The organism is Kitasatospora sp. NPDC004745 (genome assembly GCF_042873275.1).
Taxonomy (GTDB): domain Bacteria; phylum Actinomycetota; class Actinomycetes; order Streptomycetales; family Streptomycetaceae; genus Kitasatospora.
On the sequence record NZ_JBIALK010000001.1, the window covers coordinates 418,873 to 443,151 of the forward strand.

A 24,279-nucleotide genomic window follows, 5' to 3' on the forward strand; every position below is an offset into this window, starting at 1 on the left:
GGAACCGCAATGCAGGATCACACCACGCACACCGACGCGCACGACGTCGACGACCACGTGTACCTGAGCCTCACCGAGGCCGCCCCCGGCCCCGAGGGCGAGGGCCGCTGGGCGTACGGGACGGGCTTCGCCGACCCGCTGCTGGGTGTGGACACCACTCTGCCGGCCGGCCTGGACGGCGCCGACCTCGCCGCCTGCTGCCTGATGCTCGGCGACGACGCCCTGGTCCTCTCCCAGCGGCTGATCGAGTGGTGCACCCGGGCGCCCGAGCTGGAGGAGGAGGTCGCGCTCGCCAACCTGGGCCTGGATCTGCTCGGCCAGGCCAGGCTGCTGCTCACCCGCGCCGGCCAGGTGGACGGCTCCGGCCGCACCGAGGACGACCTGGCGTACTGGCGGGAGGAGCACGAGTTCCGCAACGTCCGCCTGGTCGAGCTCCCCAACGGCGACTTCGCCCACTCGATCGCCAGGCTGCTGCTGTTCGCGACCGCCCGCGGCGCGCTCTACGAGGCGCTCGCCACGCACCCGGACCCGGTGCTGGCCGCGGTCGCCAACCGGGGCGCCAAGGAGCTGGCGTACCACCGCGAGTACGCCACCGCCTGGACGCTGCGGCTGGGTGACGGCACGCCGTACTCGTCGGCGCGGATGCAGGCCGGTCTGGACGCGGTCTGGCCGTTGCTGGAGGAGCTGTTCACCGCCCATCCGGTGGAGCTCCGGGTGGGCGTGGACCCGGCCGCACTGCGCGATCCGGTGCTGCGCGAGCTCGGCGCCGTCCTCGCCGAGGCCGGACTGACCGTGCCGCAGGTGCCGCCGCTGGCCACCGTGCTCGGCCGGGCCGGTCGCGACGGCGTGCACACCGAGGCGCTGGGCCTGCTGCTCGCCGAACTCCAGGTGCTGGCCCGCGCCCACCCGGGGGCGACGTGGTGAGCGCGACGACGGCGGCTGGCGCGGCGCTCCCGGGAGCGGCCGGCAGGGCGGTCCCCGAGACGGCCTGGGAGATCGCCGCGGCCGTCCCGGACCCGGAGCTGCCCATGCTCACCCTGGCCGATCTGGGCGTGCTGGCCGAGGTCGAGACGGACGGCGCCGAGGTGACGGCCTGGCTGACGCCGACCTACTCCGGCTGCCCGGCCGTCGCCGAGATGGCCGCCGACGTGGACCGCCGGCTGCGCGCGGCCGGGTACCGGGCCGTCCGGGTCCGGCTGCGGCTGGACCCGCCGTGGTCCACCGACCTGATCACCGCCGAGGGCCGCCGCAAGCTCGCCGAGGCGGGGATCGCCCCGCCGCACCCGAGCGCGGCCGCCGCAGGCGCGGCCGGGCCCGGGCCCGTCGCGCTGACCCTCGGCCCCACCCGCACCGCCGCCGCCCTCCCCGTGCCCTGCCCGCGCTGCGGCGGCGCGGACACGGAGGAGCTGTCCCGCTTCGGCTCCACCGCCTGCAAGGCGCTCTGGCGCTGCCGCGCCTGCCGGGAGCCCTTCGAACGCGTCAAGGAGATCTGAATGCCCGCCGCCTCGCCCGCAGCCTCCTCCGCCGAGGCCTCGCTCACCGCGGCCACGCCCGTCGAGGACCTCGGCCCGGCCGCCCGCCCGGCCCGTCGCCCGGCCTTCCACCGGCTGCGGATCGACCGGATCGAGCGGCTCTGCGAGGACGCCGTGGCGGTGACCTTCGCGGTGCCGGACGGGCTCGTGGAGGAGTTCGCGTTCCGGCCGGGCCAGACCCTGACCCTGCGCAAGGTGGTGGACGGCGGCGACGAGCGCCGCTCGTACTCGATCTGCGCCCCGGCCGGGGGCCCGCTGCGGATCGCCGTCCGGGAGGTGCCCGGCGGGCTGTTCTCCCGGTGGCTGGTGCGGGACGCGCGGCCCGGCGAGGAGGTGGAGGTGCTGACGCCGTCGGGCCTGTTCACCCCCGAACTCGGTTCCCCCGCCGACCACGTGCTGCTCGCGGCCGGCTCCGGCGTCACTCCGATGCTGTCGATCGCCGCCTCCGTGCTGGCCGCCGACCGCCGCTCCACCGTCACCCTGCTCTACGGCAACCGGCGCAGCGACACCGTGATGTTCGCGGACGAGCTGGCCGACCTGAAGGACCGCTACCTCGGCCGCTTCCAGCTGGTCCACGTGCTGTCCCGGGAGACCCGCGACGCCGAACTGCTCACCGGCCGCCTCGACCCGGAACGGGTGCGGGCCCTGCTGGCGGCGCTGGTGGACGTGCCGACCGTCGGGCACTGGTGGCTCTGCGGCCCGTTCGGCATGGTCGCCGGGGCGAAGGAGCTGCTCGCCGAGCTGGACGTGCCGGGTGAGCGGGTGCACCAGGAGCTGTTCCACGCCGACGACGAACCGGTCGCCGAGCGCCCCGAGGACCGCGACGACGCGGACGCCGCCGACGGCGCGCACAGCGAGGTGACCGTCGTCCTGGACGGACGCGGCAGCACCCTCTCCCTCTCGCGCGACCGCTCGATCCTCGACGGCGCCCAGCGCTCCCGCCCCGACCTGCCGTTCGCCTGCAAGGGCGGGGTCTGCGGCACCTGCCGCGCCCTGGTCACCGAGGGCGAGGTGGAGATGCGCCGGAACTTCGCGCTGGAGGAGAAGGAGCTCGCCGCCGGCTACACCCTCACCTGCCAGGCCCGGCCGCTCACCGACCGGGTGACGGTCGACTTCGACCGCTGATCCGCTGATCCGCCGACTCGCCGACTCGCCGACTCGCCGGCCCGATGACCGCTGGCCGTTGCCGACGGGCCGGTGACCGCCGGCGTCCGCCTCGCGGGCCGGGCGGGCCGGCGGGCGTCAGACCGCGGCCGGTACGGCAGCCGGAACCAGGGCCGCAGCCGGGGTCCGCACCGGGACCGGGGCCTGGACCGGGACCGGAGCCGTGGCGGGATCCACGGCCGGGGCGGGCTGCTCGGCGGGGTCGCCGAGCAGCCGGACCAGGTCGTTGACGGCTGCGCGCCCGGCCCGGTTGGCACCGATGGTGCTGGCGGACGGGCCGTAGCCGACCAGGTGGACGCGCGGATCGGCGGTCGCCCTGGTGCCGGTGAGGGCGATGCCGCCGCCGGGGGAGCGCAGCCCGAGCGGGGCCAGGTGACCGACCTCCGGCCGGAAACCGGTGGCCCACACGATCGCGTCCACCGCCAGCTCCTGGTCGCCCCAGGCGACGCCGTGCTCGGTGAGCCGGTCGAACATCGGCCGCCGGTGCAGCGCTCCCAGCTCCTCGGCGCGCCGGTAGGCGACGGACGGGCCGAGGCCCGTCACGCTCACCACGCTGCGCACCGGCAGCCCCTGCCGGACCCGCTCCTCGACCTTGGCGACCACCGCGCGACCGTACTCGGGGGTGAAGGGTCCCTCGTGGAAGACGGGTTCGCTCCGGGTGACCCAGACGGTCTCGCCGACCGCCGCCACCTCGGACAGCACCTGGATCGCGGAGGCGCCGCCGCCGACCACCAGGACGCGCCGGCCCGCGAACTCCTCCGGGCCGCGGTACTCCGCGTAGTGCAGCTGACGGCCGCCGAAGTGACCCGGGTAGTGGGGGAGGAAGGGGCGGGTCCAGGTGCCGGTGGCGTTGATCAGGGCCCTGGTGGACCAGGTGCCCCGGTCGGTCTCGACCAGCAGCCGGGAGCCCGGGCGGTCGGACTCGGCGCGCACCGTGCGCGCGGTGACCGGGCGCACGACGGGGAGCGCGTGGCGGGCCTCGTACGCCGCGAAGTACCCCGGCACCACCTCGCGCGCGGGGGCCTGCGGGTCGACCGGCGGGAGCTCGGCATCCGGGAGGTCGTGGAAGCCGTGGACGGTGGCCATCCGCAGGGACGGCGCGCGGTGCGCCCAGGCGCCGCCCGGCGCGGGGGCGGCGTCGAGTACGACGAAGCCGCCGTCGGCGTCCGCCCGGTAGGGGACGAAGCCGCGGCGGCCCAGGTGGTAGGCGGCCGACAGGCCCGCCTGGCCGGCGCCCACCACCAGCACGTCCACGCGCCGGGCTCCACCGTCGTTCGTTGCACCGTAAACAGTCACGACCGTGAAACATCCGGGGTGGGGCCGGTGTTCCCGGGCGGTGGACGCTCTCCGGCGGCGGGTGTTCCCTTGCCGTCAGCCGTCAGCCGTCAGCCGTCAGCCGTCAGCCGTCAGCCGTCAGCCGCCGGGTGGTCGGTGGGTCGGCGGTCGGCGACCCTGCGCTCGGCGACCTCGCGCTCGGCGGTGGTCGGCCGCCGCTCTCAGGTGGCGGGGGAGATCACCACGGCCGTGCCGTACGCGCAGACCTCGGTGCCGACGTCCGCCGCCTCCGTCACGTCGAAGCGCATCATCAGGACGGCGTTGCCACCGCGCGCCCGGGCCTGCTCGACCAGCCGCTGCATCGCCTCGTTGCGGCTCTCCACCAGGGTCTTCGTCAGGCCCCGCAGCTCGCCGCCGATCAACGACTTCAGTCCTGCGCCGATCTGGCTGCCGATGTGACGGCTGCGCACGGTCAGCCCGAAGACCTCGCCGATCACGTGGTCGACCCGGTAACCGGGGATGTCGTTGGTGGTCACGACCAGGACGTCGGCGTTCGGGCCCTGCCCGCCGCCGTACTCGTTGATGTCAGCCATGGCGCCCATCCTGCCGCCGTCGTGCGTCCGAGTGACAGAGGCACGACCGGGCGATGGCCGAGAAGGCGTCCAGAAGCTGGTTCAGACCGGTGATCGGGCGGCCGAAAGGCCGTACCGTAGCCCCATGGGCGAGCGAAGCGATCATCCACAGGGGCCGGGCGCGGCGGAGGACTCCGGCGCGCAGGAGATCGAGGCGACGGTGGTGCTGGGCCTGCGGATCACCGACTGGCCGGCGCTGCGCGCCGCCGCGATCAGGGCGGTCGAGGACCTGACGTTCGAGGGCATCGACCCGGCCGGCCAGCGCCGTGAACTGCTGCGCGAGGTCGCCGAGGACGCCAACGCGGCGCTCGGCGCGCTGCTGCACCCGGACCGGCTGGTGGCCGCGATCCCGGGCGTCGAGGCGATCGGCGGCACGCTGGAGATCAGCGTCACCGAGGACTTCGCGCCGGACTTCGCCGAGCTGTTCCCGCTGGAGGGGGACGACGAGGAGGGCGGCGCGGGGGTGGACTGGACGCTCACCCCGCGCACCGCGTGCCTGCTGCACGCCCAGCTGCTCGGCCTGGCCGACGCGGCCTACGACGACCTGGACGAGCACGGCGACGACCCGGTCGCCGAGGGCGACGACGCCGACTGGACGGTTTTCGCCCGGCTGCCCCAGCGCACCTGGCGGCTCCACCGCGCCTGGCGCCGCGCGATGGCCCGAGCCTTCGACGACCTCGCCGACGACCTCGCCCTCGGCGAGTGGCCGCTGCCGCGCTGCCTGGCCGAGGAGATCGCCCTGCGGATGGCCCTGGTCGACGCCCGGGCCCTGCTCGGCGCGCAGCCCGAGTCGGTGGCCGACATGATGGGCGACCTCCCGGCCGACCTGTACGACTACGACTGGGACGGCTGCCACGACGAGCTGTTCGGTGTCTACGGGCCGGACGACGGTGACCCGGAGCTCGGCGCCGAGCAGCGGACCGAGGTGCTGCTGGCGGCCACGCACCCCGAGGGCTGGTTCCTGACGTACGAGGACGCCGAGGCGAGGGACCTGCAGCGCGGCTACCGGCGCTGACCGGCTGTCGGGCTTTTCGGGCTGTCGGGTCCGTGCCCGGCGTTCCGGCGTTCCGGTGTCCGGGCGCTGGGACGGGGGTCCGGCTAGGCTGCGGGCATGTCCGATGCGTCTGATGTGCGTGATGTGCCGGGGCGGACGGCCGGGGCGGACGGCCTGCCGCCCGGCGAGGGCGACCAGGTGTTCGCCCGGATCTCGCTCGGGCTGGAGGGCGTGCAGGCCGCGCAGCGCGGTCGGACCGCCCAGGCGCGGGCCAGCTTCGAGGCCCTCTGGGAGGCACTCGGTGAGAGCGGAGACGTCTTCCACCGCTGCGTCCTGGCGCACTACCTGGCCGACCTGCAGGACGACCCGCAGGCCGAACTGGAATGGGACCTGAGGGCGCTGGCCGCGGCTGACTCGCTCACCGCCGAACGCGCCGAGACCTACCGGTCCGCCCTCCAGGTGCGGGCCTTCTACCCCTCGCTGCACCTCAACCTGGCCTCGGACCACCTCAAGCTCGGTGAGCCCGTGCTGGCACGCGAACAGCTGGAACACGCCGTGCACAGCCTGGACGCCCTGCCCGAGGACGCCTACAGCGCGAGCATCCGGACGGCGGTCGACGAACTGCGCCAGCGGCTGCGTTGAGCGGGCCGCGCCGCCGTCCCGCCCGGCGTGCGCCCGGCCCGGCCGTCCCGTCGCGTCCGGCCCGTCGCGTCTGGCCCGTCCGTCCCGTCTCCTCCCGTCCTGCCTCGCGTCGGCCCGTTTCCTTTCGTCCGTCCCGGACACCGCGTGATCACCGGCTCGGCCGGGCTGGCATGCTGGACGGGTGACTTCTCCGTTCGATGACCCGACTCCCGCTCCCGCCTCCGCCCCCGTCCCCGAGGGGGACTCCGCCCCGCACCCCGAGGACCGCGACGCGCGGACGCAGTACGTGCTGCCGCTGGTCGTCCGGCTGGAGCGGGCCACGCCGCCCGGGCGGACGGACGCGCTGGAGACCTCGGCGCGGGCGGTCCTCACCCTGCTGGCCGACGCGCGGGTGACCGGGGCGGACGGCGAGTGGGCGGAACGCGTCGTGGCCTGGGAGGACGCCCGCATCCGCAAGGTGGTCCGGCGGGCCCGCGGCGGGGAGTGGCGCAGGGCGGGCGAGCTGCCGGGGATCACGGTCGCCGGAAGGGAGGCCGAGGTGCGGGTGTTCCCGCCCGTCCCGCTGGACGGCTGGCCCAAGGAGCTCGCCAAGCTCCAGGTCTCGGGTACGGACCTGGAGGAGACGGCCGAGGTCGGCGCTCCGGAGCCGGGCCTGCCGGTGCTGTGGCTCAACCCCGAGCTGGAGATGAGCGCGGGCAAGACGATGGCGCAGACCGGTCACGCGGCGCAGCTCGCGTGGTGGCGACTGGACGAGGCGCAGCGCAAGGAATGGGCCGAGTCCGGGTTCGCGCTCGCGGTGCGGACGGCCTCTCCTGAGGCGTGGGAGGGACTTGTCGCGAGTGGCCTGCCGTTGGTCCGGGACGCGGGTTTCACCGAGATCGCGCCCGGCAGTTGCACGGTGGTCGCGGACCACCCGGCGCTGCGGTGATCGGTGATCGGTGATCGGTGACGTGCAATAGGTGCCCATTGACCGGAGAGCGGCGTGGGGGAGCCGTGACGCACGGCAGTCAGCGGACGCCGGCTGACAGATGACAGCGAACAGATTTCAGATTTCAAAATCTGTTATCTGTTATCTGTTCGCTGTCATCTGTTTCGTCCCGCCGGGGCTCGCCCTCGTACGGCGCCGGCGGTCGAGCGGATCAGCCGGCCTCGAACCGCCGGAGGGCTCGCAGGCCGCCGTAGGTCGCGGCGGCCGTCCAGAGGGCCATGATCAGCAGCCCCGTCCAGTGCCCGTAGTGGACACCGGCCTCGGCCTGGGTGCGGGTCGCGTACAGCCCGGCGCGGTCGGGCAGGAACTGCCCGGCCTCGCGGACGCCGGGGATGGCCGCGAGCCAGGTGGTACCGAGGAACAGCATCGGCGTCAGCACACCGAGCGCGGCGCTGAAGTTGCCCAGCATCGCCGTCAGTCCGAGGCAGAGCAGCACCAGCAGCGGGTGGTAGAGCACTCCGGCGAGGAAGCTGCGGGCCAGGCCGGGGGTGGAGAGGTCCAGGCCGACGGTGGCGCCGACGACGAGGAACGAGCCCGCCGTCGAGACCAGGCCGAGCAGCAGTCCCACCGCGGCCCCGAGCGCGAGCTTCGCTCCGTACAACCGCCTGCGCAGGGGTACGGCGGCGAGCGAGGTGCCGATCATGCGGGTGTTGAACTCCTGGCCGATCAGCAGGATCCCGGTGCAGGCCACGGCCACGTGGCCGAAGAGCAACCCGTAGTAGATCCCGCCGGCGGGATCCTCGCCCGGTGTGTGGTCCTTCGTGCCGTAGGCGGCGTTGACGGCCGTGGTGATCCCGACGGTCAGGGCCAGGGCCACCAGCGGGGCCGCCCACTGCGAGGGCAGGGTGGTGAACTTGATCCGTTCGGCGCGCAGTGCGTGGATGGGGCTCAATCCCTCGTCTCCACTTCGTTCGTGGTCGGTTGGCGGTTTGTGGTCCGCCGGGAGGTGCGGATCCACCCGGCGATCGTGGGGTGGCCGGGGCACCTTGGCCGCGGGAGTCACCCGGTGCGTCGCAGGGCGAGCAGTCCGCCGTAGGCGGCCCCGCCGGCCCACAGGGCCATGATCAGCAGCCCGGTCCAGTGGCCGTACGCCACCTGTGGATCCCCGGCGTAGCGCAGGGCGTACTGGCCCGCCCGGTCCGGCAGGAACTGGGCCACCCGGCGCACCCCGGGAACGCCGCCGAGCAGGGGCGAGAGCAGGAAGACCACCGGTACCAACAGGCCCATGGCGGCGGTGAGGTTGCCGAGCAATGCCGTCGTCCCGAGGCAGAACACCACGAGCAGCACCGGGTACAGCACACCGGCGGTGGCGGAGCGGGCGAAGCCGTGGCCGTCCCAGGCGCCGGGCACGGTGGTTGCGTGCCCGGCGAAGGCGCCCGCCGTGCCGGCCGCACCGACGGCGAGGCCCACGAGGGCGCCGAGCGTGAGCTTCGCTCCGTACAGCAGGCCGCGTCGGGGCACGGCGGTGAGCGAGGCGTCGATCATGCGGGTGTTGAACTCCTGGCCGATCAGCAGGACGGCGAAGCAGGTCAGCGCGGCCTGGCCGAAGTTGAGCCCGTAGTGGACTCCAGTACCGGGGTCGTCGGTGAGGTTGTGGTCCCTGTCGCCGAGGGCCGCGCCGACCGCCGCGGTGACGCCGGCGGTCAGGCCGAGGGCGAGTAGCGGGGTGAGCCAGAGCGAGCGGAGGGTGGTGAACTTGATCCGCTCGGCGGTGAGGGCGTTGAGGGCGTTCATGCGGCGGCCTCCGCGCGGTACTCGAGACTGTCGGCCGTCATCCTCATGAAGGCCTCCTCCAGGGAGTCCTGTCGGGTCGTGATCTCGTACAGCACGACGCCGTGCGCGGCGGCGAGGGCGGCGATCCGCTCGGGCTCGAGGCCGGTCACCTCCCAGGCGCCGCCGTCGACCTGGGTCGCGGTGGGGGCGCCCCCGATGTCCCGGGCACCCGGCGATCGGCCGTAAGGCATCTCACCGTGGGGCAGTTGGTCCCTGACCAGTTGGTCCTTGAGCAGTTCACCGCCGAGCAGTTCGCCGCCGAGCAGGGCGGCCAGCTTGTCCGGGTCGACGGCTCGGACCCGGATCCGGGTGCGGCCGTGACGGTCGAGGAAGTCGCGGGTGGCGGCGTCCGCCAGCAGCCGGCCGCGGCCGATCACCACCAGGTGGTCCGCGGTGAGCGCCATCTCGGTCATCAGGTGGGACGAGACCAGCACGGCACGGCCCTCGGCGGCCAGTCGGCGCAGCAGGGTGCGGATCCACCGGATGCCTTCCGGGTCGAGGCCGTTGACCGGTTCGTCCAGCAGCAGTACCGGCGGGTCGCCGAGCAGGGCGGCGCCCACGCCGAGGCGCTGGCGCATGCCCAGCGAGAAGGTCCGGATCCGCCGCCCGGCGGCCTCGGCCAGGCCGACCTGGGCGAGCACCTCGTCCACCCGGCGCTGCGGCAGGCCGTTGCTCGCGGCGAGCCAGCGCAGGTGGCCGCGGGCCGTGCGGCCGCCGTGCAGGGCGTGGGCGTCCAGCAGCGCGCCGACCCGGCGCAGCGGGTCGGAGAGTTCGGTGTACGGGCGGCCGTCGACGAGGGCGCGTCCGGCGGTCGGGCGGTCGAGGCCGAGGACCAGGCGCATGGTGGTGCTCTTGCCGGCGCCGTTCGGGCCGAGGAACCCGGTCACCAGCCCGGGCCGGACCTCGAAGGACAGCTCGTCGACGACGCGTCGGCCGCCGTACTCCTTGGTGAGGCCCTGGATGTCGATCACGGCCGTGCTCCTCTCTCGTCGGTCCGGCGCCCCTGCCGTCACCGTCTCGGCGGCCTGGTCGCCCGTGGTGCTCCGGGTTTCCGGTGGGTCGTGCTCCGGTGGTCCCGTGCTCCGGTCCTCCCGCGGCCCGGTGGTCCGGTGGTCCGGTCCTCCTGCGGCCCGGTGGTCCGGTGGTCCGGTCCTCCTGCGGCCCGGTGGTCCGGTGGTCCGGTCCTCCTGCGGCCCGGTGGCCGCGTGCTCCGGTTGGTCCCATTCGACCGGAGCGGGGCCGCCGGCGGATCCCGCCCGGGCGGGGACCGGTCTCCCTCCCGGGAGGGAGACCGTCCTGCACCGGTGGGGGAGCGCCGGTGAGGCGCTGACCTGGCAGGATGTCGGGATGCCCAGGATCCTCGCGCCACTTCTCGCCGGCGCCACGTACGCGCGTCTGCTGCACCTGATGGTCGGATGGATCTTCGCGGGCGTCCTCCTGATGGTCTATCCGGGGACGTACCACAAGGGTCTCGGCGAGATCGTCGTGGCGAGCGTCTGCGTGGACGCGGCCCTGCTCGTGCTCGTAGCCCTGGTGCCCGCCGCACGGCTCGCGGAGGGCGTCCAGGCCCGGCTGTTGCTGGTGCCCGACCGGGAGCGGGACATCTCCGCCGAGCCCTCCCGCACCTGGGCCGACCGCCGGCGCACCGCAGGGTGGTTGATCGGGCGGGTCGCGCTCGGCTCCCTGGTCGGGTTCGCGACGATCTTCGGACTCACCGGCGGATTCGACCTGCTGTCCGGCGCCGACTCCCTGCGCTACCTCCCGCTCGTGCCGCCGGCCCTGTTCGGCTACGGCTGGCTGGTCGTCGCCGCCGGGCGGCTCCAACTCGCCATGGCGGTGCGGCTGCTGGGGCCGTCTCCGGCCGAACGGCTGGCCGACGCGGAGCTGCGGGCCGAACGGCTGCTGGAGCGCAACCGGTTGGCCCGCGAGCTGCACGACTCCATCGGCCACGCACTGACGGTGACGGTCCTTCAGGCCGGCGCGGCGCGCGAGGTCGGGGACCGGGAGTTCACCGCCAGGGCGCTGGAGGTCATCGAGGAGACCGGCCGCCGGGCCATGGAGGACCTCGAACGCACCCTCGTCCTGCTGCGGGAGAGCCCGGACGCCGACTCGCCCGCCACCGTGACCGAGCGGCCCGGCGTGGAGCAGCTGCCCGCGCTCTTCGACACCGCCCGCGCGGCCGGCAGCCCGGTCGAGGCCCGGATCGAGGTGTCGGCGGGGGAGTTGCCCAGGGTGCTCTCGCGGGAGTCGTACCGGATCGTCCAGGAGGGTGTCACCAACGCGCTCAAGTACGCACCGGGCCAGCCGGTCAGCGTGCGGATCGCCGTCCGCGACGGACAGTTGGAGCTGCGCTGCGCCAACCGCACGGCGGTGGCCGGCGCCGGTGCGGTGCGGCCCGCGGGCGGCGCGGGCCGCCGGGGCGGCAAGGGCCTGCGCGGCATCCGGGAACGCGCCGCGCTGCTCGGCGGGGAGGCCGGTGCGGGAGCGTCCCCGGACGGGGCCGGGGAGTGGGTGCTCGCCGTCCGGCTCCCCCTACGCTTGGGCTCGTGACGAACGATCTTGTGGGGGACGGCCGGGCGAAGGTGACCGCGGCGACGATCGACATCCTGCTCGCCGACGACGAGGAACTGGTCCGGGCCGGCCTGCGGGCCGTCCTGGAGGCGCAGGGGGACCTGCGGGTGGTCGGCGAGGCCGCCGACGGCGCGGAGGCGGTGGCACTGGCCCGGGCGCTGCGCCCGGACGTCGTGCTGATGGACGTCCGGATGCCGGTCCTGGACGGCCTGGCGGCGACCCGTGAGCTCGTCCGCCCCGGCGCCCCGGGGGAGCGGCCGCCGAAGATCCTGGTCGTGACCACCTTCGAGAACGACGACTACGTCTACCAGGCGCTGCGGGCCGGCGCGGACGGCTTCCTGCTCAAGCGCTCCCGCCCGGCCGAGATCGCGCACGCGGTGCGGCTGGTGGCGGCGGGCGAGTCGTTGCTGTTCCCGGCCGCGATCCGCCGTCTCGCGGCCGGTCAGGGCAACCCGGCCGCGCGCGCCGCGATGGCCGGGGCGGCGCTCACCGAGCGCGAGGCGCAGGTGCTGCGGCTCGTCGCGCGCGGACTCAGCAACGGTGAGATCGCCGAACGGCTGTTCCTCGGAGTGCAGACGGTGAAGACGCACGTCAGCAGTGTGCTGGCGAAGCTCGGGGCGCGGGACCGCACCCAGGCGGTGATCGCGGCGTACGAATCGGGGTTCGTGGAGCCGTCGGAGTCGGACTGACGGCACCTGCGGCCAGGGGCGGACGAGGAGGTGGGGGCGTGGCAGGACCGGTCAGGCCGGGTAGCCGTGGGTCTGGGCGGCCTTGACCGAGGCCCAGACCGCGGACCCGGGAGCCAGGTCCAGCTCCGCGACGGCCGCCGGGGTGAGGTCGGCGGCCATCGGCAGTTCGCCCTCGAGATCGGCGCGCACCTGGTCGCCGTGCAGGTCCAGGCCGGTGACCTGGAGCTTCCACACGTTGCGCGCGCTGGACTCGGGCCGCTCCCGGTGGAGGGTCACGGCGGATGGCGGGAAGGCCACGAAGGCCGGGCCGGACAGGTCCTCGGTGGTGGTCAGCACCGTGCCCGTCGGCAGTGTCACCTGGTGGTCCTTCGCCGTGCCCTGGTACAGGTTGAGTCCGACCAGGCGGGCGATGTAGTCGGTGCGCGGCCGGCGGGCGACCTCGGCCGGGCTGCCGGACTGCACCTCGTGGCCGTCCTCGATCACCACCAGCCGGTCGGCCAGCACCATCGCGTCGAGCGGGTCGTGCGTGACCAGCACCGCTACCGCCTCGAACTCGGCCAGGCGTCGCCTGAGTTGGGAGCGCACGTCGAGCCGGGTGCGGGCGTCCAGGGCGGCCAGCGGTTCGTCCAGCAGGAGCAGTCGGGGGCGTACGGCCAACGCCCGTGCCAGCGCCACCCGTTGGGCCTGACCGCCGGAGAGGCGGCCTGGCCGGGCGGAGGCGTGCTCGGCCAGGCCCATCCGGTCGAGCCAGACGGACGCCTCGGCCCGGGCGGCGCGCTTGGGCCGGCCCTGGCAGCGCGGGCCGAAGGCGACGTTGTCGAGCGCGCTGAGGTGCGGGAAGAGCAGGTAGTCCTGGAACACCACGCCGACGGGCCGTTCCTCGGCCGGGGTGCACACCCGCCGGCCGGGGTCCTCGAGCAGTACTCCGTCCAGGCGCAGGTGGCCGCCGGTCAGGGGGAGCAGCCCGGCGAGCGCGCGCAGGGCGGTGGACTTGCCGGCGCCGTTCGGGCCGAGCAGCGCGACCACCTCGCCGGGGGCGGCGGTGAGCGCGAGGTCGAGCGTGAACGCGGCGCGGTCCACCCGGAGCCGGGCGTCGAGGGCGGGGGCGGTGCTCATCGGGGCGGCGTCCAGGGGCTCGGTGGGCGGAGGTTCGGCCTTCGGCGGCCCGGTGTCAGGTGGCCCGGTCTCAGGTGGCTCGACGGCGGGTGGCCCGGTGTTCGGTGGCCCGGCGGCCGGTGAGGCGCCGTCCGGTGGTGAGGTGCCGTGCAGTGGTGCCTCGCCGTGCGGTGGTGAGGCGCCCGGGAGGCCGGCCGGGTGGCCGCCCGGGCGGCCGCTGCGGGGGCCCTCACGGCGTGGGCATCCAGCGCTCGCGCAGGCCGACCAGGACCGCGATGGACACCACCAGCAGGACCAGGGACAGGGCGATGGCCGCCTCCGGATCGGACTCCATGGCGAGGTACACGGCCAGCGGCATGGTCTGGGTCCGGCCCGGGAAGTTGCCCGCGAAGGTGATCGTCGCCCCGAACTCGCCGAGCGCCCTGGCCCATGCCAGGACGGCCCCGGCGGCGATCCCCGGGGCGATCAGCGGCAGCGTGACCCGGCGGAACGCCGTCAGCCGGGAGGCGCCCAGGGTCGCCGCGGCCTCCTCGTAGCGGGGGTCGGCGGCCCGCAGCGCGCCCTCGACGCTGATCACGAGGAACGGCATCGCCACGAACGCCTCGGCGATCACCACGCCGGTGGTGGTGAACGGCAACGTGATGCCGAAGGTCGAGTCCAGCCAGGAGCCGACGATGCCGCGCCGCCCGAGGACCAGCAGCAGCGCCACACCGCCGACCACCGGTGGCAGCACCAGCGGCAGGGTGACCAGGGCCCGGACCACCCGCCGGCCCGGCAGCTCGGTGCGGGCGAGCAGCCAGGCCAGCGGGACGCCGAGGACCAGCGAGACGGCCGTGGCCGCCGTCGCGCAGACCAGCGACAGGCGCAGTGCGTCCCAGACGGCGGCGCTGGTCAGCTGGTCCGACAGACTGCTCCACGGCGCCCGGATGAGCAGCCCGACCAACGGGAGGACCAGGAACGCGAGCCCGAGCAGCGCCGGGAGCAGCAGGGCGACCGGGACCCGGTTCGCCCGCCGCCGACTCCGGCGCGGCACGGCCTTCACCGCTGCGGCCGCGCCGGGGCCGCCGCCGGGCCCGCCGTCCGGGCCGGTGCCGGCACCGCTGCCGGCACCGGGGGTGTGGCCGGGGGAGTCGTCGGGGCCACCGGCGGTGGTGCGGTCGCTCACGGTGCCTGGAAGCCCGCCGTGGTGAGCACCTGCTTGGCCTCGGACGACTGGACGTACGCGACGAAGGCGGCGGCGCCGTCCTTGTTCGGTGCCTTGGCCAGCGCGGCGATCGGGTAGTCGTTCACGGCCTTGTCGGCCTCGGGGAAGTCCACGCCGTCGATCTTCGCAGCATCGGCCTTCACGTCGGTCTTGTACACCAGCGAGGCGTCGACCTCGCCGAGTTCGACCTTGGTGAGCGCACCCTTGACGTCCTGTTCGAGGGTGACCGGGGTGAGGCTGACGTTGGCGGCCTTGAGCGCGGTCAGGGCCGCGGCGCCGCACGGCACCTCCTTCGCGCACAGCGCGACCTTCACCCCGGAGCCGGTGAGGTCGTTCAGACCCGCGACGTGCTTGGGGTTGCCCTTGGGCACGGCGATGGTGAGGGTGTTGCGCACGAAGGTCTTCGGGTCGCCGCTCGCGCCGCCCGCGTCGGTGACGGTCTTCATGGTGGCCGGGCTCGCGGCCGCGAACACGTCCGCCGGGGCGCCCGAGTTGATGCTGGTGGCGAGGGCGGAGCTGCCGCCGAAGTTGAAGGTGACCTTGGCGCCCGGGTTCGCGGCCTCGAACTTCTTGCCGAGGTCGGTGAAGGTCTCCTTCAGCGAGGCGGCGGCGAAGACGGTGATGGCGCCGGTCGCCTTCGGCACGCCGGCGCCGGTGGTCGCCGCCGCGCCCGTCGCGGCGGCCGGGGCCGCGGAGGAGGACGCCGCGTCGGAGGCCTTGCCGCCGTCGCTGCCGCACGCGGTGGCCCCGAGGCTGAGAGCGAGGGCCGCGGCGGCGGCGACGGCGAGTCTGCGGGTGTTGGTCGTACGGGTGTCCATCGGTGCTGCCCCTCCAGGGTTCGCGCCGGAAGGGGCGCGGGGACCAGGCCGCAGCTGCGGCCATTACGGCGATCATAGTGCCGCAAATGCGAGCGATAAATCCTCTGTCGCTTTGCACAGGCAGGGTGCGGCGAGGGCCTGTTCCCGGCTGTGGGAAGGCTCAAACGTGCACGGACCGTGCCGGGGTCGCGGCGCGTCCGCGGGCGGCGTCGGCAGGGCCGAGGGGGTGGACGACGGGCAGGCGGGCGGGGGTGTCGGCCGGAAAATTGCGTCGCGCGGGATCGGCCGAGCGGACAGAGTGGTGCGAGCGGTCGGGGCGGGGCCGCGGGTCGCAACCCGTGTGCGCCACACGCGCCACACATGCGCCGTATCCCGCCCGTATCCCGTACCTCGCATCCCGTATCCCGTATTGCGCACCACGCACACCACACACCGCCGGCCGGCGAACGGCCGGAACCGAAGAGGGGGAGGAGTCCGCCCATGTCCACCTTGCGCGTCACCGCCGAGAAACTGGTCATCCTGGAGCACCCGAACGCCGATGCCCTGGAGCTCGCGCAGGTCGGTCTCTACCGGGCGGTGGTCGCCAAGGGCAGCTACCGGACCGGCGACTACGCCGTCTACATCCCCGAACAGGCCGTGCTCCCGGAGCAGTTGATCGGCGAGCTGGGCCTGACCGGCAAGCTGGCCGGCAGCCGGGCCGACCGGGTGCGGGCGGTTCGGCTGCGCGGTGAACTCTCCCAGGGCATCGTCTGCCGGCCCGGAGTCCTCGCCGACACCGACCTGGAGGCCGCCGCCGAGCGCGGCGAGGACTTCGCCGAACTCCTCGGGATCGTCAAGTGGCAGCCGCCGGTGCCGACGTCGATGAGCGGCGACGTGCTCAGCGCGCCGGACCTGCTGCCCTGGGTGGACATCGAGAACCTCAAGCGCTACCCCGACATCTTCGAGCCCGGCGAGCCGGTCGTGCTCACCGAGAAGCTGCACGGCAGCTGCTGCCTGGTGACGTACACCGCGGCCACCGGAGAGGTGCGGGTGTCGTCCAAGGGCATCGGCGCGCAGGGGCTCTCGCTGGTCGAGGACGAGCGCAACCTGTACTGGCGGGCGGTGCGCGCGCACGGCATCCCCGCGGTGGCGGCCCGCCTGGCCGAACGGCTCGGCGCCGAGCGGGTGGGCGTCTTCGGCGAGGTCTTCGGTACGGGGGTCCAGGACCTGACGTACGGGGCCTCCGGGTGCGCCGAGCTGCCCGGGTACGCCGCGTTCGACGTGTCGGCCGTGGTGGACGGGCGGATGGAGTGGTACTCCGCCGCCGAACTCCTCGAAGGGGAGCTGCCGTTGGTGCCCGAGCTGTGGCGCGGTCCGTTCGATCCCGAGGTCGTGCTGGGGCTGGCCCAGGGCAGGGAGACCGTCTCCGGACGGGAACTCCACCTGCGCGAGGGCGTGGTGGTCCGGCCGGTGACCGAGCGTTGGAGCATGGCGGTGGGCGGACGCGCGATCGCCAAGGTGGTCAGCGACGCCTACCTGACCCGTAAGGGCGGCACGGAGTACGAGTGACGCGCCGGGGCGTCGGAGCGGGATCGGCGGGCGGGTGACGGCGAACAGATGACAGTGGACAGCTGACAGAGTTTGAAATCTGTTATCTGTTCGCTGTCATCTGTTATCTGTCACTTGTTCGTCGTCCGGCGCCGCAGACCGCCGCCGGAGCCCCGGGCCGACGCCCGGACGGGTGTGGTCGTCGGCCTTCCAGGCACACGACCTCTCCATTCGAACACGGCGACCGCGCTCTGCGGGCAGCTTTTCACATCTTCGGGTGGCTGATTCCGGCCCCTCGATAGCGTCCCACGCACCCCAGACCGGAAGCGCACGTGCGGCTGGCATATGACGGGCCGGCGGTCCACGTGACCCCGCCGATCCGCCGCCGGCCGCCTGGAGTCCGCCCGGTCCGGGTTGCCCGGGCGCACCGCGAACCGCCCCCGGGCTCGACCGGTCGACCGGAGGTCCCGTGGGCACCCTCAACCATCTCGGCTTCGGCTGGCTGACGCCCGCCCTCTCGTACCTGATGGCCTGCGCCGGCGCCGCCCTCGGCCTGCGATGCACCCTGCGCGCACTCGCCGCGAGCGGCGCCGCCCGCCGGAACTGGCTGCTCGTCGCCGCCACCGCGATCGGCTCGGGCATCTGGACCATGCACTTCGTCGCCATGTTCGGCTTCGCCGTCGACGGCACCGAGCTGCGCTACGACGTGCCGCTGACCGTGCTCAGCCTCGCCGTCGCCGTCCTGGTCACCGGTCTGGGCCTGGTGGTGGTCTGCTGCGGCGGTCACCGCGGCCCGGCCCTGCTGGCCGGGGGCTTCACCACCGGCATCGGCGTCTCCGCGATGCACTACCTCGGCATGGCGGCGGTCCGGATGCACGGCGGCCTGCGGTACGACGCCGGCACGGTCGCGATCTCGGTGCTCATCGCGATCGGCGCGGCCACCGCCGCCCTCTGGGCCGCCGTCACCATCCGCAACGTGTACGCGGCGGCCGCCGCCTCACTGGCCATGGGCCTCGCCGTCACCTGCATGCACTACACCGCCATGGCCGCCGTGCACGCCCGGCTCGATCCGGCCCGGACCGGCCTGGGCGGAGCGAGCCCGCTGGAGTTCGTCCTCCCGCTCGCCGTCGGGCTCGGCTCCTTCCTCTTCCTCGCCTCGGCCTTCGTCGCGCTGTCGCCGCCCGCCCAGGACCGGGCCGGCGGCCACGACGAGGGTGAGCTGACGATCGAGGAGTTCCGCGTCGCCGCCGAGCACCCCGGTCCCGGGCCCCACCCCGGCCCCGGCCCTGGCCCCGGCGCCGGGCACCCGGGGGCCGGACGCCACGGGACCCGCGAGCGGCACGAACGCGCGGCCTGACACCCACCCGCCGTCGCCCGTCCGTTCCGGAGCCCCCGCCGGCCCCGATCGCACCGGTCCCCGCCGCCGGCCCTCCCCCTCCGTCGCCCCCTCCCCGCCCGAAAGGCGCCCCACCCATGCCTGAAGACCGCGGCGCCCCCGCCCGCCCGCCGCGTCCCGGCTCCGGGCGGCCCGGTTGCCGGGTGCGCGGCCCGCGCGGCCCGCGTGTGCTGCGCGACCTGCGGCCCAGGACCGTGCGCGCCCGGATCATCGCCCTGCTGATGGTCCCGGTGGTCTCCGTCCTCGCCCTGTGGGGGTTCGCCACCGTCACGACCGCCGAGGACGTCTGGCAGCTGCTCCGTCTGCGCGACGCCCAGCGCACCCTGCTCACGCCGGTCGCCGCCACCGTGGCCGGTCTGCAGGTCGAACGGGCTGCCGCGGGGCAGCTGTTGGCCGCGCCCGGCGCCGACCGGGCGGGCGCCCTGCAGGAGGCCGTGGCCGCCACCGACCGGGCGGTCGCCCCGCTCTTCCCCGATCAGGGTCGCCCCGATCAGCGTCACCAAGAACAGGGTCGCGCCGATTCGGGCCGTCCCGTCACGGCCGGTGCCGGCACGGCCCGCCCCGGTTCCGGCTACAACCGGGCCGACGCGCAAGGCCTCGGTGCGGACGCCGCGACCAGGCTGGACGCCCTCGGCGCCGCCCTCGGTGCGCTGCCCGGGCTGCGTGACCGGGTGTCGGCCAGAAGCGCCGACTGGTCCGAGGTGTACGCGGTGTACGGCGCCGCGGTGGACCGGGCACTGGCCGTCGCCGGCGCGCTCACCCCGGCGCCGGACCGGCGGGCCGGCGCCGTCGCCCGCGTGCTGCCGGAGCTCGCCCGCTCCCGTGAACTCCTCTCCCGGGAGGACGCGTTGCTGCGCGCCGCCCAGCTCTCCGGAGCGCTCACCGCGGACCAGCTGCGCGAGTTCTCCGGCGTGGCCTCCGCCCGGCGGCAGTTCGAGCAGGCCCTCGTCGCCGACCTCCCCGGGGCCGATCTGCCCGGCGCCGACCCGGCGGGGGCCGGTCCGGGCGCCGTGGGCCGGGCGGCACTGCTCGCCGTCACCGGAGGCCAGGACCAGCGGGATCTGGCCGACTACGAGGAACGGGTCCGTGCGGCCGGCGACCCGAAGGCGGCGCTCGCCGCGGTGGCGCCCGACCGCTGGGCCCTGGCCGCCGGCAACCTCACCCGTGACCTGCGCACCGTCGAGGACCGGGCGGGCCGGATCGCCGCCGAGGGACAGGATCCCTACACCTCGGGCCTGTTCACCCCGGCCGGGGCGGCCGTGCTGCTCGGTCTGCTCGGGCTGATCGCCTCGCTGGTGATCTCGGTGCGGATCGGGCGGGGCCTGGTCACCGAGCTGATCGGTCTGCGCGACTCGGCTCTCGACCTGGCGGGCCGCAGACTCCCGGCCACGATGCGGCGGCTGCGGGCCGGGGAACCGGTCGACGTCGAGGCCGAGGTGCCGGAGCCGGTGGGCGGCGGAGACGAGATCGGCCAGGTGCACCGGGCGCTCGGGACGGTCCGGCGGGCGGCCGTCACCGCGGCGGTGGAGCGGGCCGAGGTGCTCTCCGGAGTGTCCGGGGTGTTCGTCAACCTGGCGCGGCGCAGCCAGGTCCTGGTGCACCGCCAACTCACCCTGCTGGACGCGATGGAGCGCCGCACCGAGGACCCGTCCGAGCTCGCCGACCTGTTCCGGCTGGACCACCTCACCACCCGGATGCGCCGGCACGCCGAGGGCCTGATCATCCTCTCCGGGGCCGCCCCCGGCCGGGCCTGGCGCCGACCCGTCCCGCTGCTGGACGTGGTGCGCGCAGCCGTGTCGGAGGTCGAGGAGTACGCCCGGATCCAGCTGCACCCGCTGCCGCCCGCCGCCGTCAGCGGTGCGGCCGTCGCCGACCTCACCCACCTGGTGGCCGAGCTGGTGGAGAACGCCACCGGGTTCTCGCCGCCACGCACCCGGGTCCACGTCCGGGGCGAACTGGTCGGCAACGGCTACGCGTTGGAGATCGAGGACCGCGGCCTGGGCATGGGCCGGGCGGCCCTCGCCGCGGCCAACCGGCGGCTCGCGGCCGTGGAGCAGAGCGACCTCTTCGACAGCGATCGGCTCGGCCTGTTCGTGGTCAGCCGGCTCGCCCGGCGGCACGGCGTCCGGGTCTCGCTGGTGACCTCCGCCTACGGCGGTACCACCGCCGTCGTCCTGTTGCCCGCCGTGCTGCTGGCCGATGGCGCGGAGGGCGGGCGGCAGGTCCAGGAGTCCGAGCCGGTACCGGAGTTGGACGTCGTTCCGGTGGACGAGGGGCGCGCGCACACGGACCGGCCGGTCAGGGCGCGTCCGGGCGCGGCCTTCACCCTGGACGACGGGCTGCTGGACGGCCTGCCGGAGGGGGAGCCGGGCGGCCGGCCGCTGTCCCCGGCCGGGGACGAGCTTCCGGCGGCGGGTGGGCCGTCGCCGGAGGGTGGGGCGCTGCTGCCGTTCGGCTCCCGGGGCGGCGACCCCGGGCCGGCGCGCCGCACCCCCGCCCGGGCCTCCGCTGCCCGGGCGGGCGGACCGGCTGCGGGCGGGGAGCCCGGTCTCGCCTCCGGCCCGCAGCCCGGCCCGCAGCCTGGTCCGCGGTCTGGCCCGCAGCCCGGCCCGCAGCCCGGTCCTCCGCGGCCGGTGACCGGGCGGAGTGGCGCGGTCCTCGGGCCGTGGCCGGGTGGACAGCAGGCCCGACGAGTGGACGACGGGGGCCGCAGGGACGACGGGGACGACGGGGGCTACGGGGACGAGGAGTTGCCGCGCCGCGTCCGACAGGCGAGCCTCGCCCCGCAGCTGCGCGAGGCCCCGTCCGGTGCGGCCGCACGCGGTGGCCGTACCACGGCCGGGTCGACGTCCGGGGAGCGGAGCCCGGAGGCGCCGGGCGCCGCGATGTCCGCGTTCCGGGCCGGATGGACGCGCGGCACGGGCTCGTTCGGGAGTTCGGGTACGGCCGGGCGCTCGGTTTCGGACGCTGACCCCGACTCCGGCCCGGACTGTGCATCCGATACCGGCCCCGATACCGGCCCCGATACCGGCCCCGATACCGGCCCCGACACCGGCCCCGGCGACGTCGGCGATCCTGGTGGCGGCCGCCCGCTGCGCCTGTCCAGACCCGAAGGGGACCGGTCGTGACCGGTACCGACCACTCTGCGGCGGTCTGGAAGCGGCTCCTCGACGAGCCGGTCCGGCGCGCCCCCGCGTTCCGCCGCGCGGTCCGGCCCACCGCGACCACGCCGCCGTGCGCGACGGGCGGTCGGTGAGCACCGTGGCCCGCCCCCACCGGCCCCCGCAGCAGGCGCCGTCGCCACAGCAGGAACCACCGCCACAGCAGGCGCCCGCGCAGGACTGCGGCGCCGGGGCGGTGGCCCCGGGGCCCTACCCCCGCAACCCCCTCGCCGCCGCCCACCACGCCCGGTGGTTCGACCGCGACGCCGGCCCGCTGGTCCGTCCGTACACCGTGACGGGCGGCCGGACCGCCGCCGGCGGCCGTCGCCTCGACCTGATCGCCCTGGTGGTGAGCGAACCGCTGGCCCTCGGGGAGCTCGCGGGCCCCGGTGACTTCGGGGATCCGCCCGCGCTGCAGGTCGGTCCCGAGCAGGCGAGGATCCTCGCCCTGTGCCGGGGGACGCCACTGTCCGTGGCCGAGCTGGCCACCGAGCTCGACCTGCCGGCGGGCGTCGTGCGGGTGCTGCTCGGCGACCTGCAGGCGGCCGGACTCATCCGGGTACGCCACCCCGTTCTGCCCGCCCTGCTCCCCGACGAGCGCATCCTCCAGGAGGTCGTCCATGGACTTCACGCACTCTGACCACCCGCCCGTACCGCTGCGGCGCTCCGGACCGACCGGGCGGTCCGGACCGGCAGAGCCGACCGGGCGGTCCGGGCCGTCCGGACCCGACGACGGTGCCCTCGCGCTCAAGATCCTGGTGGCCGGCGGCTTCGGGGCGGGCAAGACGACGCTGGTCGGAGCGGTCAGCGAGATCCGCCCGCTCTGCACCGAGGAGCGCCTGACCGAGGCCGGCCGGGAGGTGGACGACCTCGGCGGCGTGGAGTGCAAGACCACCACGACGGTGGCGATGGACTTCGGACGGATCACCATCCGCCAGGGCCTGTCCGTCTACCTGTTCGGCACCCCGGGGCAGGACCGGTTCTGGTTCGTCTGGGACGAGTTGGCGCGCGGAGCCCTCGGTGCCGTCGTGCTCGCCGACACCCGCCGACTGACCGACTGCTTCCCCGCGGTGGACTTCTTCGAGCTCCGCGGCATCCCCTTCGTCGTCGCGGTGAACCGTTTCGCCGGGACGCGCGAGTACAGCCCCGACGAGGTCGCCCGCGCGCTGGACCTGGACCCGGGCACGCCGGTGGTCCTGTGCGACGCGCGGCTGCGGGCCTCGGGCAAGGAGGTCCTGGTCGGCCTGGTCGAGCACGCCGGCCGGGTGCACGCCGCCCGGCTGCTCGCCGACGCCGCACCGGTGCGCTGACGGCCGACCCCGGCCGGTGCGGAGCCGGCCCCGGCCGGCTCCGCGGCCTCAGCCCCGGGTCTGGAACACGATCCTGGTCCAGCTGGAGCCCGGGCAGTTGCCCCAGACGTCCCAGGCCTGCGGTCGCGCACCGATCCACAGGCCGGTGGTGTGGGAGCCGTCGGCGCAGTAGGTGACGGTGCGCAACTGGCCCGAGTAGACGTTGCAGCGGCCCTCCCAGCGCCAGCCGTAGTCCGCGGTGATGACGCAGCGGTAGGAGGCGGCGGTGACCCCGGGCGAGGTGGCGAGGGCCTCCTTCGTGAGGGTCCGGTCCGCGGTGGTCGCGGTGGTTGCCGTGGTGCCGGTGGGCACGGCGGTGGCGGACAGGGTGCCGGCGGTCAGGGCGGTGGCGGGCGGGGCGGTGGTGCCGAGGACCCCGAGGACCGCCGCGGCGGCCGTCCCGAACACGGCGGTCTTCCTGGCGATGCAGCCTCGCATGGCGGTTCTCCTCGCTCGAAGGTTCCGATCGGGTGTGCGTCTCCGGCCGTCGGGGGCGGTGGCGAGCGTCAACTCCGCTGCCCCGGACGGTCGATGACGTATTGCACACGAATGACTGCGGACGGTGAAACGACGACCTATGATGTGATGCGGGTCACAGGGATTCCCCGATGGTCGCGACCGGGCCCGCCGGGGCGTTCGGGGTGCCGATTTCCGGGGAGAGCGGCATGGCGGATTGCAGCGGTCGGCGGAGCGGTGGGTGTGGCAAGGATTTCGGTCCGGGGCCGGCCGATCGCCGGTCGGCCGATTTCGACCGGGTGTTCACCGCTCTGCTCCCCAGGCTCCAGCAGGCGGCCGTGTCGCTCACCGGCAGCCCGTCGACGGCGGGGGACGTGCTGCACGACGCGTACCTGCGGATCGCGCGGCGGCCGGAGCGGTTCCTCGACCACCCCCAGCCGTACGCCTACGTGTTCACCACGATGGCGAACATCCTGCGCGACCAGTGGCGTCGCGAACGTCGGCGGGCGGTGCTGCCGGGGCCTGTCGAGGTCGTCGAGCTCCGGTGCGAGGGGGCGGCGGCCGGTCCGCCGGTCGGCGGGGTTGCGGAGCTCCAGGCGCGCTGGGAGGTGCTCCGGCTGCTGGGCTGCCTGACCGCCAAGCAGGCCCGGGTGGTGGCCCTGGTGGACCTCGACGGCTACACCGTCGACGAGGCCGCCGAGCTGCTGGGCCTGCACCGCAGCACGCTTGCCGTCACCCGGCGCCGTGCGCACGGGCGGCTGCGCGCCGCCGTCGAACGCGAACGCGAACGCGAGCGGGAACGCGAGCGGGGCGGCGAGGGTGAGGGCAGGGGCGAGTCGGGGGCCGGTCGCGGGCGGGAGTCCGGACGGGTGCCCGGCCAGGTGCCCGCGCGGGATCCGGGGAGAGAACGCGGCTGCGGCCGGGACGGCGGCCGGGGGTGCACCCGGGAGCGGCGCCGCGGGTAGCGGCGACCGGGGTGCGGGCGGCCCCCG

General features: G+C 75.1%; 24 protein-coding genes. 15 read left to right on the forward strand and 9 right to left on the reverse strand.

Annotated features, from left to right (window positions below):
* Window positions 1-9: 9 nt before the first annotated feature.
* The 3 genes from paaC (at window position 10) to paaE (ending at window position 2,657) form a co-directional block, all read left to right on the forward strand.
* Window positions 10-924 carry a 1,2-phenylacetyl-CoA epoxidase subunit PaaC gene (gene paaC / locus ACFYUY_RS01945; protein ID WP_387897129.1) on the forward strand — a complete coding sequence of 305 codons (915 nt, stop codon included), beginning with the start codon at window positions 10-12 and terminating at the stop codon, window positions 922-924.
* A 71-nt stretch (window positions 925-995) separates the two neighbouring features.
* The gene (gene paaD / locus ACFYUY_RS01950; protein WP_360205470.1) at window positions 996-1,493 is read left to right on the forward strand and encodes a 1,2-phenylacetyl-CoA epoxidase subunit PaaD; all 498 of its coding nucleotides are present in this window, start codon (window positions 996-998) and stop codon (window positions 1,491-1,493) included.
* Window positions 1,494-2,657: a 1,2-phenylacetyl-CoA epoxidase subunit PaaE gene (paaE, locus tag ACFYUY_RS01955; RefSeq protein WP_387897131.1), complete on the forward strand. Its 1,164-nt coding sequence runs from the start codon at window positions 1,494-1,496 to the stop codon at window positions 2,655-2,657.
* A 117-nt stretch (window positions 2,658-2,774) separates the two neighbouring features.
* Here the strand turns inward: paaE and ACFYUY_RS01960 are convergent, their stop codons facing one another.
* Both ACFYUY_RS01960 and ACFYUY_RS01965 read right to left on the reverse strand, forming a co-directional pair.
* Window positions 2,775-3,950 (reverse strand): NAD(P)-binding domain-containing protein, encoded by a 1,176-nt coding sequence (locus tag ACFYUY_RS01960; protein WP_387897133.1) that lies wholly within the window; start codon window positions 3,948-3,950, stop codon window positions 2,775-2,777.
* 242 nt (window positions 3,951-4,192) lie between these two features.
* On the reverse strand, window positions 4,193-4,564 hold the full coding sequence (locus ACFYUY_RS01965) for a YbjQ family protein (protein WP_360205361.1): 372 nt from the start codon (window positions 4,562-4,564) through the stop codon (window positions 4,193-4,195).
* 124 nt (window positions 4,565-4,688) lie between these two features.
* Here ACFYUY_RS01965 and ACFYUY_RS01970 point away from each other — a divergent pair, with 124 nt between their 5' ends.
* The 3 genes from ACFYUY_RS01970 to ACFYUY_RS01980 all read left to right on the forward strand — a co-directional run bounded on the left by ACFYUY_RS01970 (window position 4,689) and on the right by ACFYUY_RS01980 (window position 7,167).
* Window positions 4,689-5,618, forward strand: coding sequence for a hypothetical protein (locus ACFYUY_RS01970; protein ID WP_360205364.1), 930 nt, complete (start codon window positions 4,689-4,691; stop codon window positions 5,616-5,618).
* A gap of 96 nt (window positions 5,619-5,714) precedes the next feature.
* Complete coding sequence (locus ACFYUY_RS01975) at window positions 5,715-6,239, forward strand: hypothetical protein (RefSeq protein WP_360205367.1); 525 nt, start codon at window positions 5,715-5,717, stop codon at window positions 6,237-6,239.
* A gap of 181 nt (window positions 6,240-6,420) precedes the next feature.
* Window positions 6,421-7,167, forward strand: a complete 747-nt coding sequence (locus tag ACFYUY_RS01980) for an aminoacyl-tRNA hydrolase (RefSeq protein ID WP_360205369.1) — start codon at window positions 6,421-6,423, stop codon at window positions 7,165-7,167.
* Between the two features lie 211 nt (window positions 7,168-7,378).
* On the opposite strand, the gene ACFYUY_RS01985 is transcribed toward ACFYUY_RS01980, so the two are convergent.
* The 3 genes from ACFYUY_RS01985 to ACFYUY_RS01995 all read right to left on the reverse strand — a co-directional run bounded on the left by ACFYUY_RS01985 (window position 7,379) and on the right by ACFYUY_RS01995 (window position 9,971).
* Window positions 7,379-8,119 (reverse strand): hypothetical protein, encoded by a 741-nt coding sequence (locus ACFYUY_RS01985; RefSeq protein ID WP_387897136.1) that lies wholly within the window; start codon window positions 8,117-8,119, stop codon window positions 7,379-7,381.
* Between the two features lie 107 nt (window positions 8,120-8,226).
* Window positions 8,227-8,961 carry a hypothetical protein gene (locus ACFYUY_RS01990; RefSeq protein WP_387897138.1) on the reverse strand — a complete coding sequence of 245 codons (735 nt, stop codon included), beginning with the start codon at window positions 8,959-8,961 and terminating at the stop codon, window positions 8,227-8,229.
* On the reverse strand, window positions 8,958-9,971 hold the full coding sequence (locus ACFYUY_RS01995; RefSeq protein WP_387897139.1) for an ABC transporter ATP-binding protein: 1,014 nt from the start codon (window positions 9,969-9,971) through the stop codon (window positions 8,958-8,960). The genes ACFYUY_RS01990 and ACFYUY_RS01995 overlap by 4 nt, the downstream gene beginning before the upstream one ends.
* Before the next feature lie 376 nt (window positions 9,972-10,347).
* Between ACFYUY_RS01995 and ACFYUY_RS02000 the strand changes: the two genes are divergently transcribed.
* Entirely contained in the window at window positions 10,348-11,550 is a 1,203-nt protein-coding gene (locus ACFYUY_RS02000; RefSeq protein ID WP_387897141.1) for a sensor histidine kinase, read from the forward strand.
* Window positions 11,547-12,260, forward strand: coding sequence for a response regulator transcription factor (locus tag ACFYUY_RS02005; RefSeq protein WP_360205384.1), 714 nt, complete (start codon window positions 11,547-11,549; stop codon window positions 12,258-12,260). The genes ACFYUY_RS02000 and ACFYUY_RS02005 overlap by 4 nt, the downstream gene beginning before the upstream one ends.
* Window positions 12,261-12,311: 51 nt before the next feature.
* Here the strand turns inward: ACFYUY_RS02005 and ACFYUY_RS02010 are convergent, their stop codons facing one another.
* From ACFYUY_RS02010 to modA, 3 genes are all read right to left on the reverse strand, one after another.
* A complete protein-coding gene (locus ACFYUY_RS02010) occupies window positions 12,312-13,376 on the reverse strand; it encodes an ABC transporter ATP-binding protein (protein ID WP_387897143.1) in 1,065 nt (354 codons plus the stop codon).
* A 229-nt stretch (window positions 13,377-13,605) separates the two neighbouring features.
* On the reverse strand, window positions 13,606-14,418 hold the full coding sequence (locus tag ACFYUY_RS02015; RefSeq protein ID WP_387897496.1) for an ABC transporter permease: 813 nt from the start codon (window positions 14,416-14,418) through the stop codon (window positions 13,606-13,608).
* A 119-nt stretch (window positions 14,419-14,537) separates the two neighbouring features.
* A complete protein-coding gene (gene modA, locus ACFYUY_RS02020) occupies window positions 14,538-15,398 on the reverse strand; it encodes a molybdate ABC transporter substrate-binding protein (RefSeq protein WP_360205389.1) in 861 nt (286 codons plus the stop codon).
* Between the two features lie 480 nt (window positions 15,399-15,878).
* Between modA and ACFYUY_RS02025 the strand changes: the two genes are divergently transcribed.
* The 6 genes from ACFYUY_RS02025 (at window position 15,879) to ACFYUY_RS02050 (ending at window position 22,792) form a co-directional block, all read left to right on the forward strand.
* Window positions 15,879-16,946: an RNA ligase (ATP) gene (locus ACFYUY_RS02025; protein ID WP_387897145.1), complete on the forward strand. Its 1,068-nt coding sequence runs from the start codon at window positions 15,879-15,881 to the stop codon at window positions 16,944-16,946.
* 448 nt (window positions 16,947-17,394) lie between these two features.
* Entirely contained in the window at window positions 17,395-18,282 is an 888-nt protein-coding gene (locus ACFYUY_RS02030) for an MHYT domain-containing protein (RefSeq protein WP_387897147.1), read from the forward strand.
* 116 nt (window positions 18,283-18,398) lie between these two features.
* Entirely contained in the window at window positions 18,399-21,449 is a 3,051-nt protein-coding gene (locus ACFYUY_RS02035; protein WP_387897148.1) for a nitrate- and nitrite sensing domain-containing protein, read from the forward strand.
* A complete protein-coding gene (locus ACFYUY_RS02040; RefSeq protein ID WP_387897150.1) occupies window positions 21,446-21,577 on the forward strand; it encodes a hypothetical protein in 132 nt (43 codons plus the stop codon). The genes ACFYUY_RS02035 and ACFYUY_RS02040 overlap by 4 nt, the downstream gene beginning before the upstream one ends.
* Window positions 21,574-22,122, forward strand: coding sequence for a DUF742 domain-containing protein (locus ACFYUY_RS02045; RefSeq protein WP_387897152.1), 549 nt, complete (start codon window positions 21,574-21,576; stop codon window positions 22,120-22,122). Before ACFYUY_RS02040 ends, ACFYUY_RS02045 begins: the two co-directional genes overlap by 4 nt.
* Window positions 22,103-22,792 (forward strand): ATP/GTP-binding protein, encoded by a 690-nt coding sequence (locus tag ACFYUY_RS02050; RefSeq protein ID WP_387897154.1) that lies wholly within the window; start codon window positions 22,103-22,105, stop codon window positions 22,790-22,792. Before ACFYUY_RS02045 ends, ACFYUY_RS02050 begins: the two co-directional genes overlap by 20 nt.
* A gap of 48 nt (window positions 22,793-22,840) precedes the next feature.
* On the opposite strand, the gene ACFYUY_RS02055 is transcribed toward ACFYUY_RS02050, so the two are convergent.
* Complete coding sequence (locus ACFYUY_RS02055; protein WP_387897156.1) at window positions 22,841-23,269, reverse strand: hypothetical protein; 429 nt, start codon at window positions 23,267-23,269, stop codon at window positions 22,841-22,843.
* 317 nt (window positions 23,270-23,586) lie between these two features.
* Between ACFYUY_RS02055 and ACFYUY_RS02060 the strand changes: the two genes are divergently transcribed.
* Window positions 23,587-24,252, forward strand: a complete 666-nt coding sequence (locus ACFYUY_RS02060) for an RNA polymerase sigma factor (protein WP_387897157.1) — start codon at window positions 23,587-23,589, stop codon at window positions 24,250-24,252.
* Window positions 24,253-24,279: the final 27 nt, after the last annotated feature.

What these genes read in the sequence shown, in the direction of transcription:
- ACFYUY_RS01970 (WP_360205364.1), top strand. Translation starts at nt 4,689, where the DNA reads ATGGGCGAGCGAAGCGATCATCCACAGGGGCCGGGCGCGGCGGAGGAC.
- paaC (WP_387897129.1), top strand. Translation starts at nt 10, where the DNA reads ATGCAGGATCACACCACGCACACCGACGCGCACGACGTCGACGACCAC.
- ACFYUY_RS02035 (WP_387897148.1), top strand. Translation starts at nt 18,399, where the DNA reads ATGCCTGAAGACCGCGGCGCCCCCGCCCGCCCGCCGCGTCCCGGCTCC.
- ACFYUY_RS01965 (WP_360205361.1), bottom strand. Translation starts at nt 4,564, where the DNA reads ATGGCTGACATCAACGAGTACGGCGGCGGGCAGGGCCCGAACGCCGAC.
- paaE (WP_387897131.1), top strand. Translation starts at nt 1,494, where the DNA reads ATGCCCGCCGCCTCGCCCGCAGCCTCCTCCGCCGAGGCCTCGCTCACC.
- ACFYUY_RS02000 (WP_387897141.1), top strand. Translation starts at nt 10,348, where the DNA reads ATGCCCAGGATCCTCGCGCCACTTCTCGCCGGCGCCACGTACGCGCGT.
- ACFYUY_RS02050 (WP_387897154.1), top strand. Translation starts at nt 22,103, where the DNA reads ATGGACTTCACGCACTCTGACCACCCGCCCGTACCGCTGCGGCGCTCC.
- ACFYUY_RS01990 (WP_387897138.1), bottom strand. Translation starts at nt 8,961, where the DNA reads ATGAACGCCCTCAACGCCCTCACCGCCGAGCGGATCAAGTTCACCACC.
- ACFYUY_RS02010 (WP_387897143.1), bottom strand. Translation starts at nt 13,376, where the DNA reads ATGAGCACCGCCCCCGCCCTCGACGCCCGGCTCCGGGTGGACCGCGCC.
- ACFYUY_RS02025 (WP_387897145.1), top strand. Translation starts at nt 15,879, where the DNA reads ATGTCCACCTTGCGCGTCACCGCCGAGAAACTGGTCATCCTGGAGCAC.
- ACFYUY_RS01975 (WP_360205367.1), top strand. Translation starts at nt 5,715, where the DNA reads ATGTCCGATGCGTCTGATGTGCGTGATGTGCCGGGGCGGACGGCCGGG.
- modA (WP_360205389.1), bottom strand. Translation starts at nt 15,398, where the DNA reads ATGGACACCCGTACGACCAACACCCGCAGACTCGCCGTCGCCGCCGCC.
- ACFYUY_RS02055 (WP_387897156.1), bottom strand. Translation starts at nt 23,269, where the DNA reads ATGCGAGGCTGCATCGCCAGGAAGACCGCCGTGTTCGGGACGGCCGCC.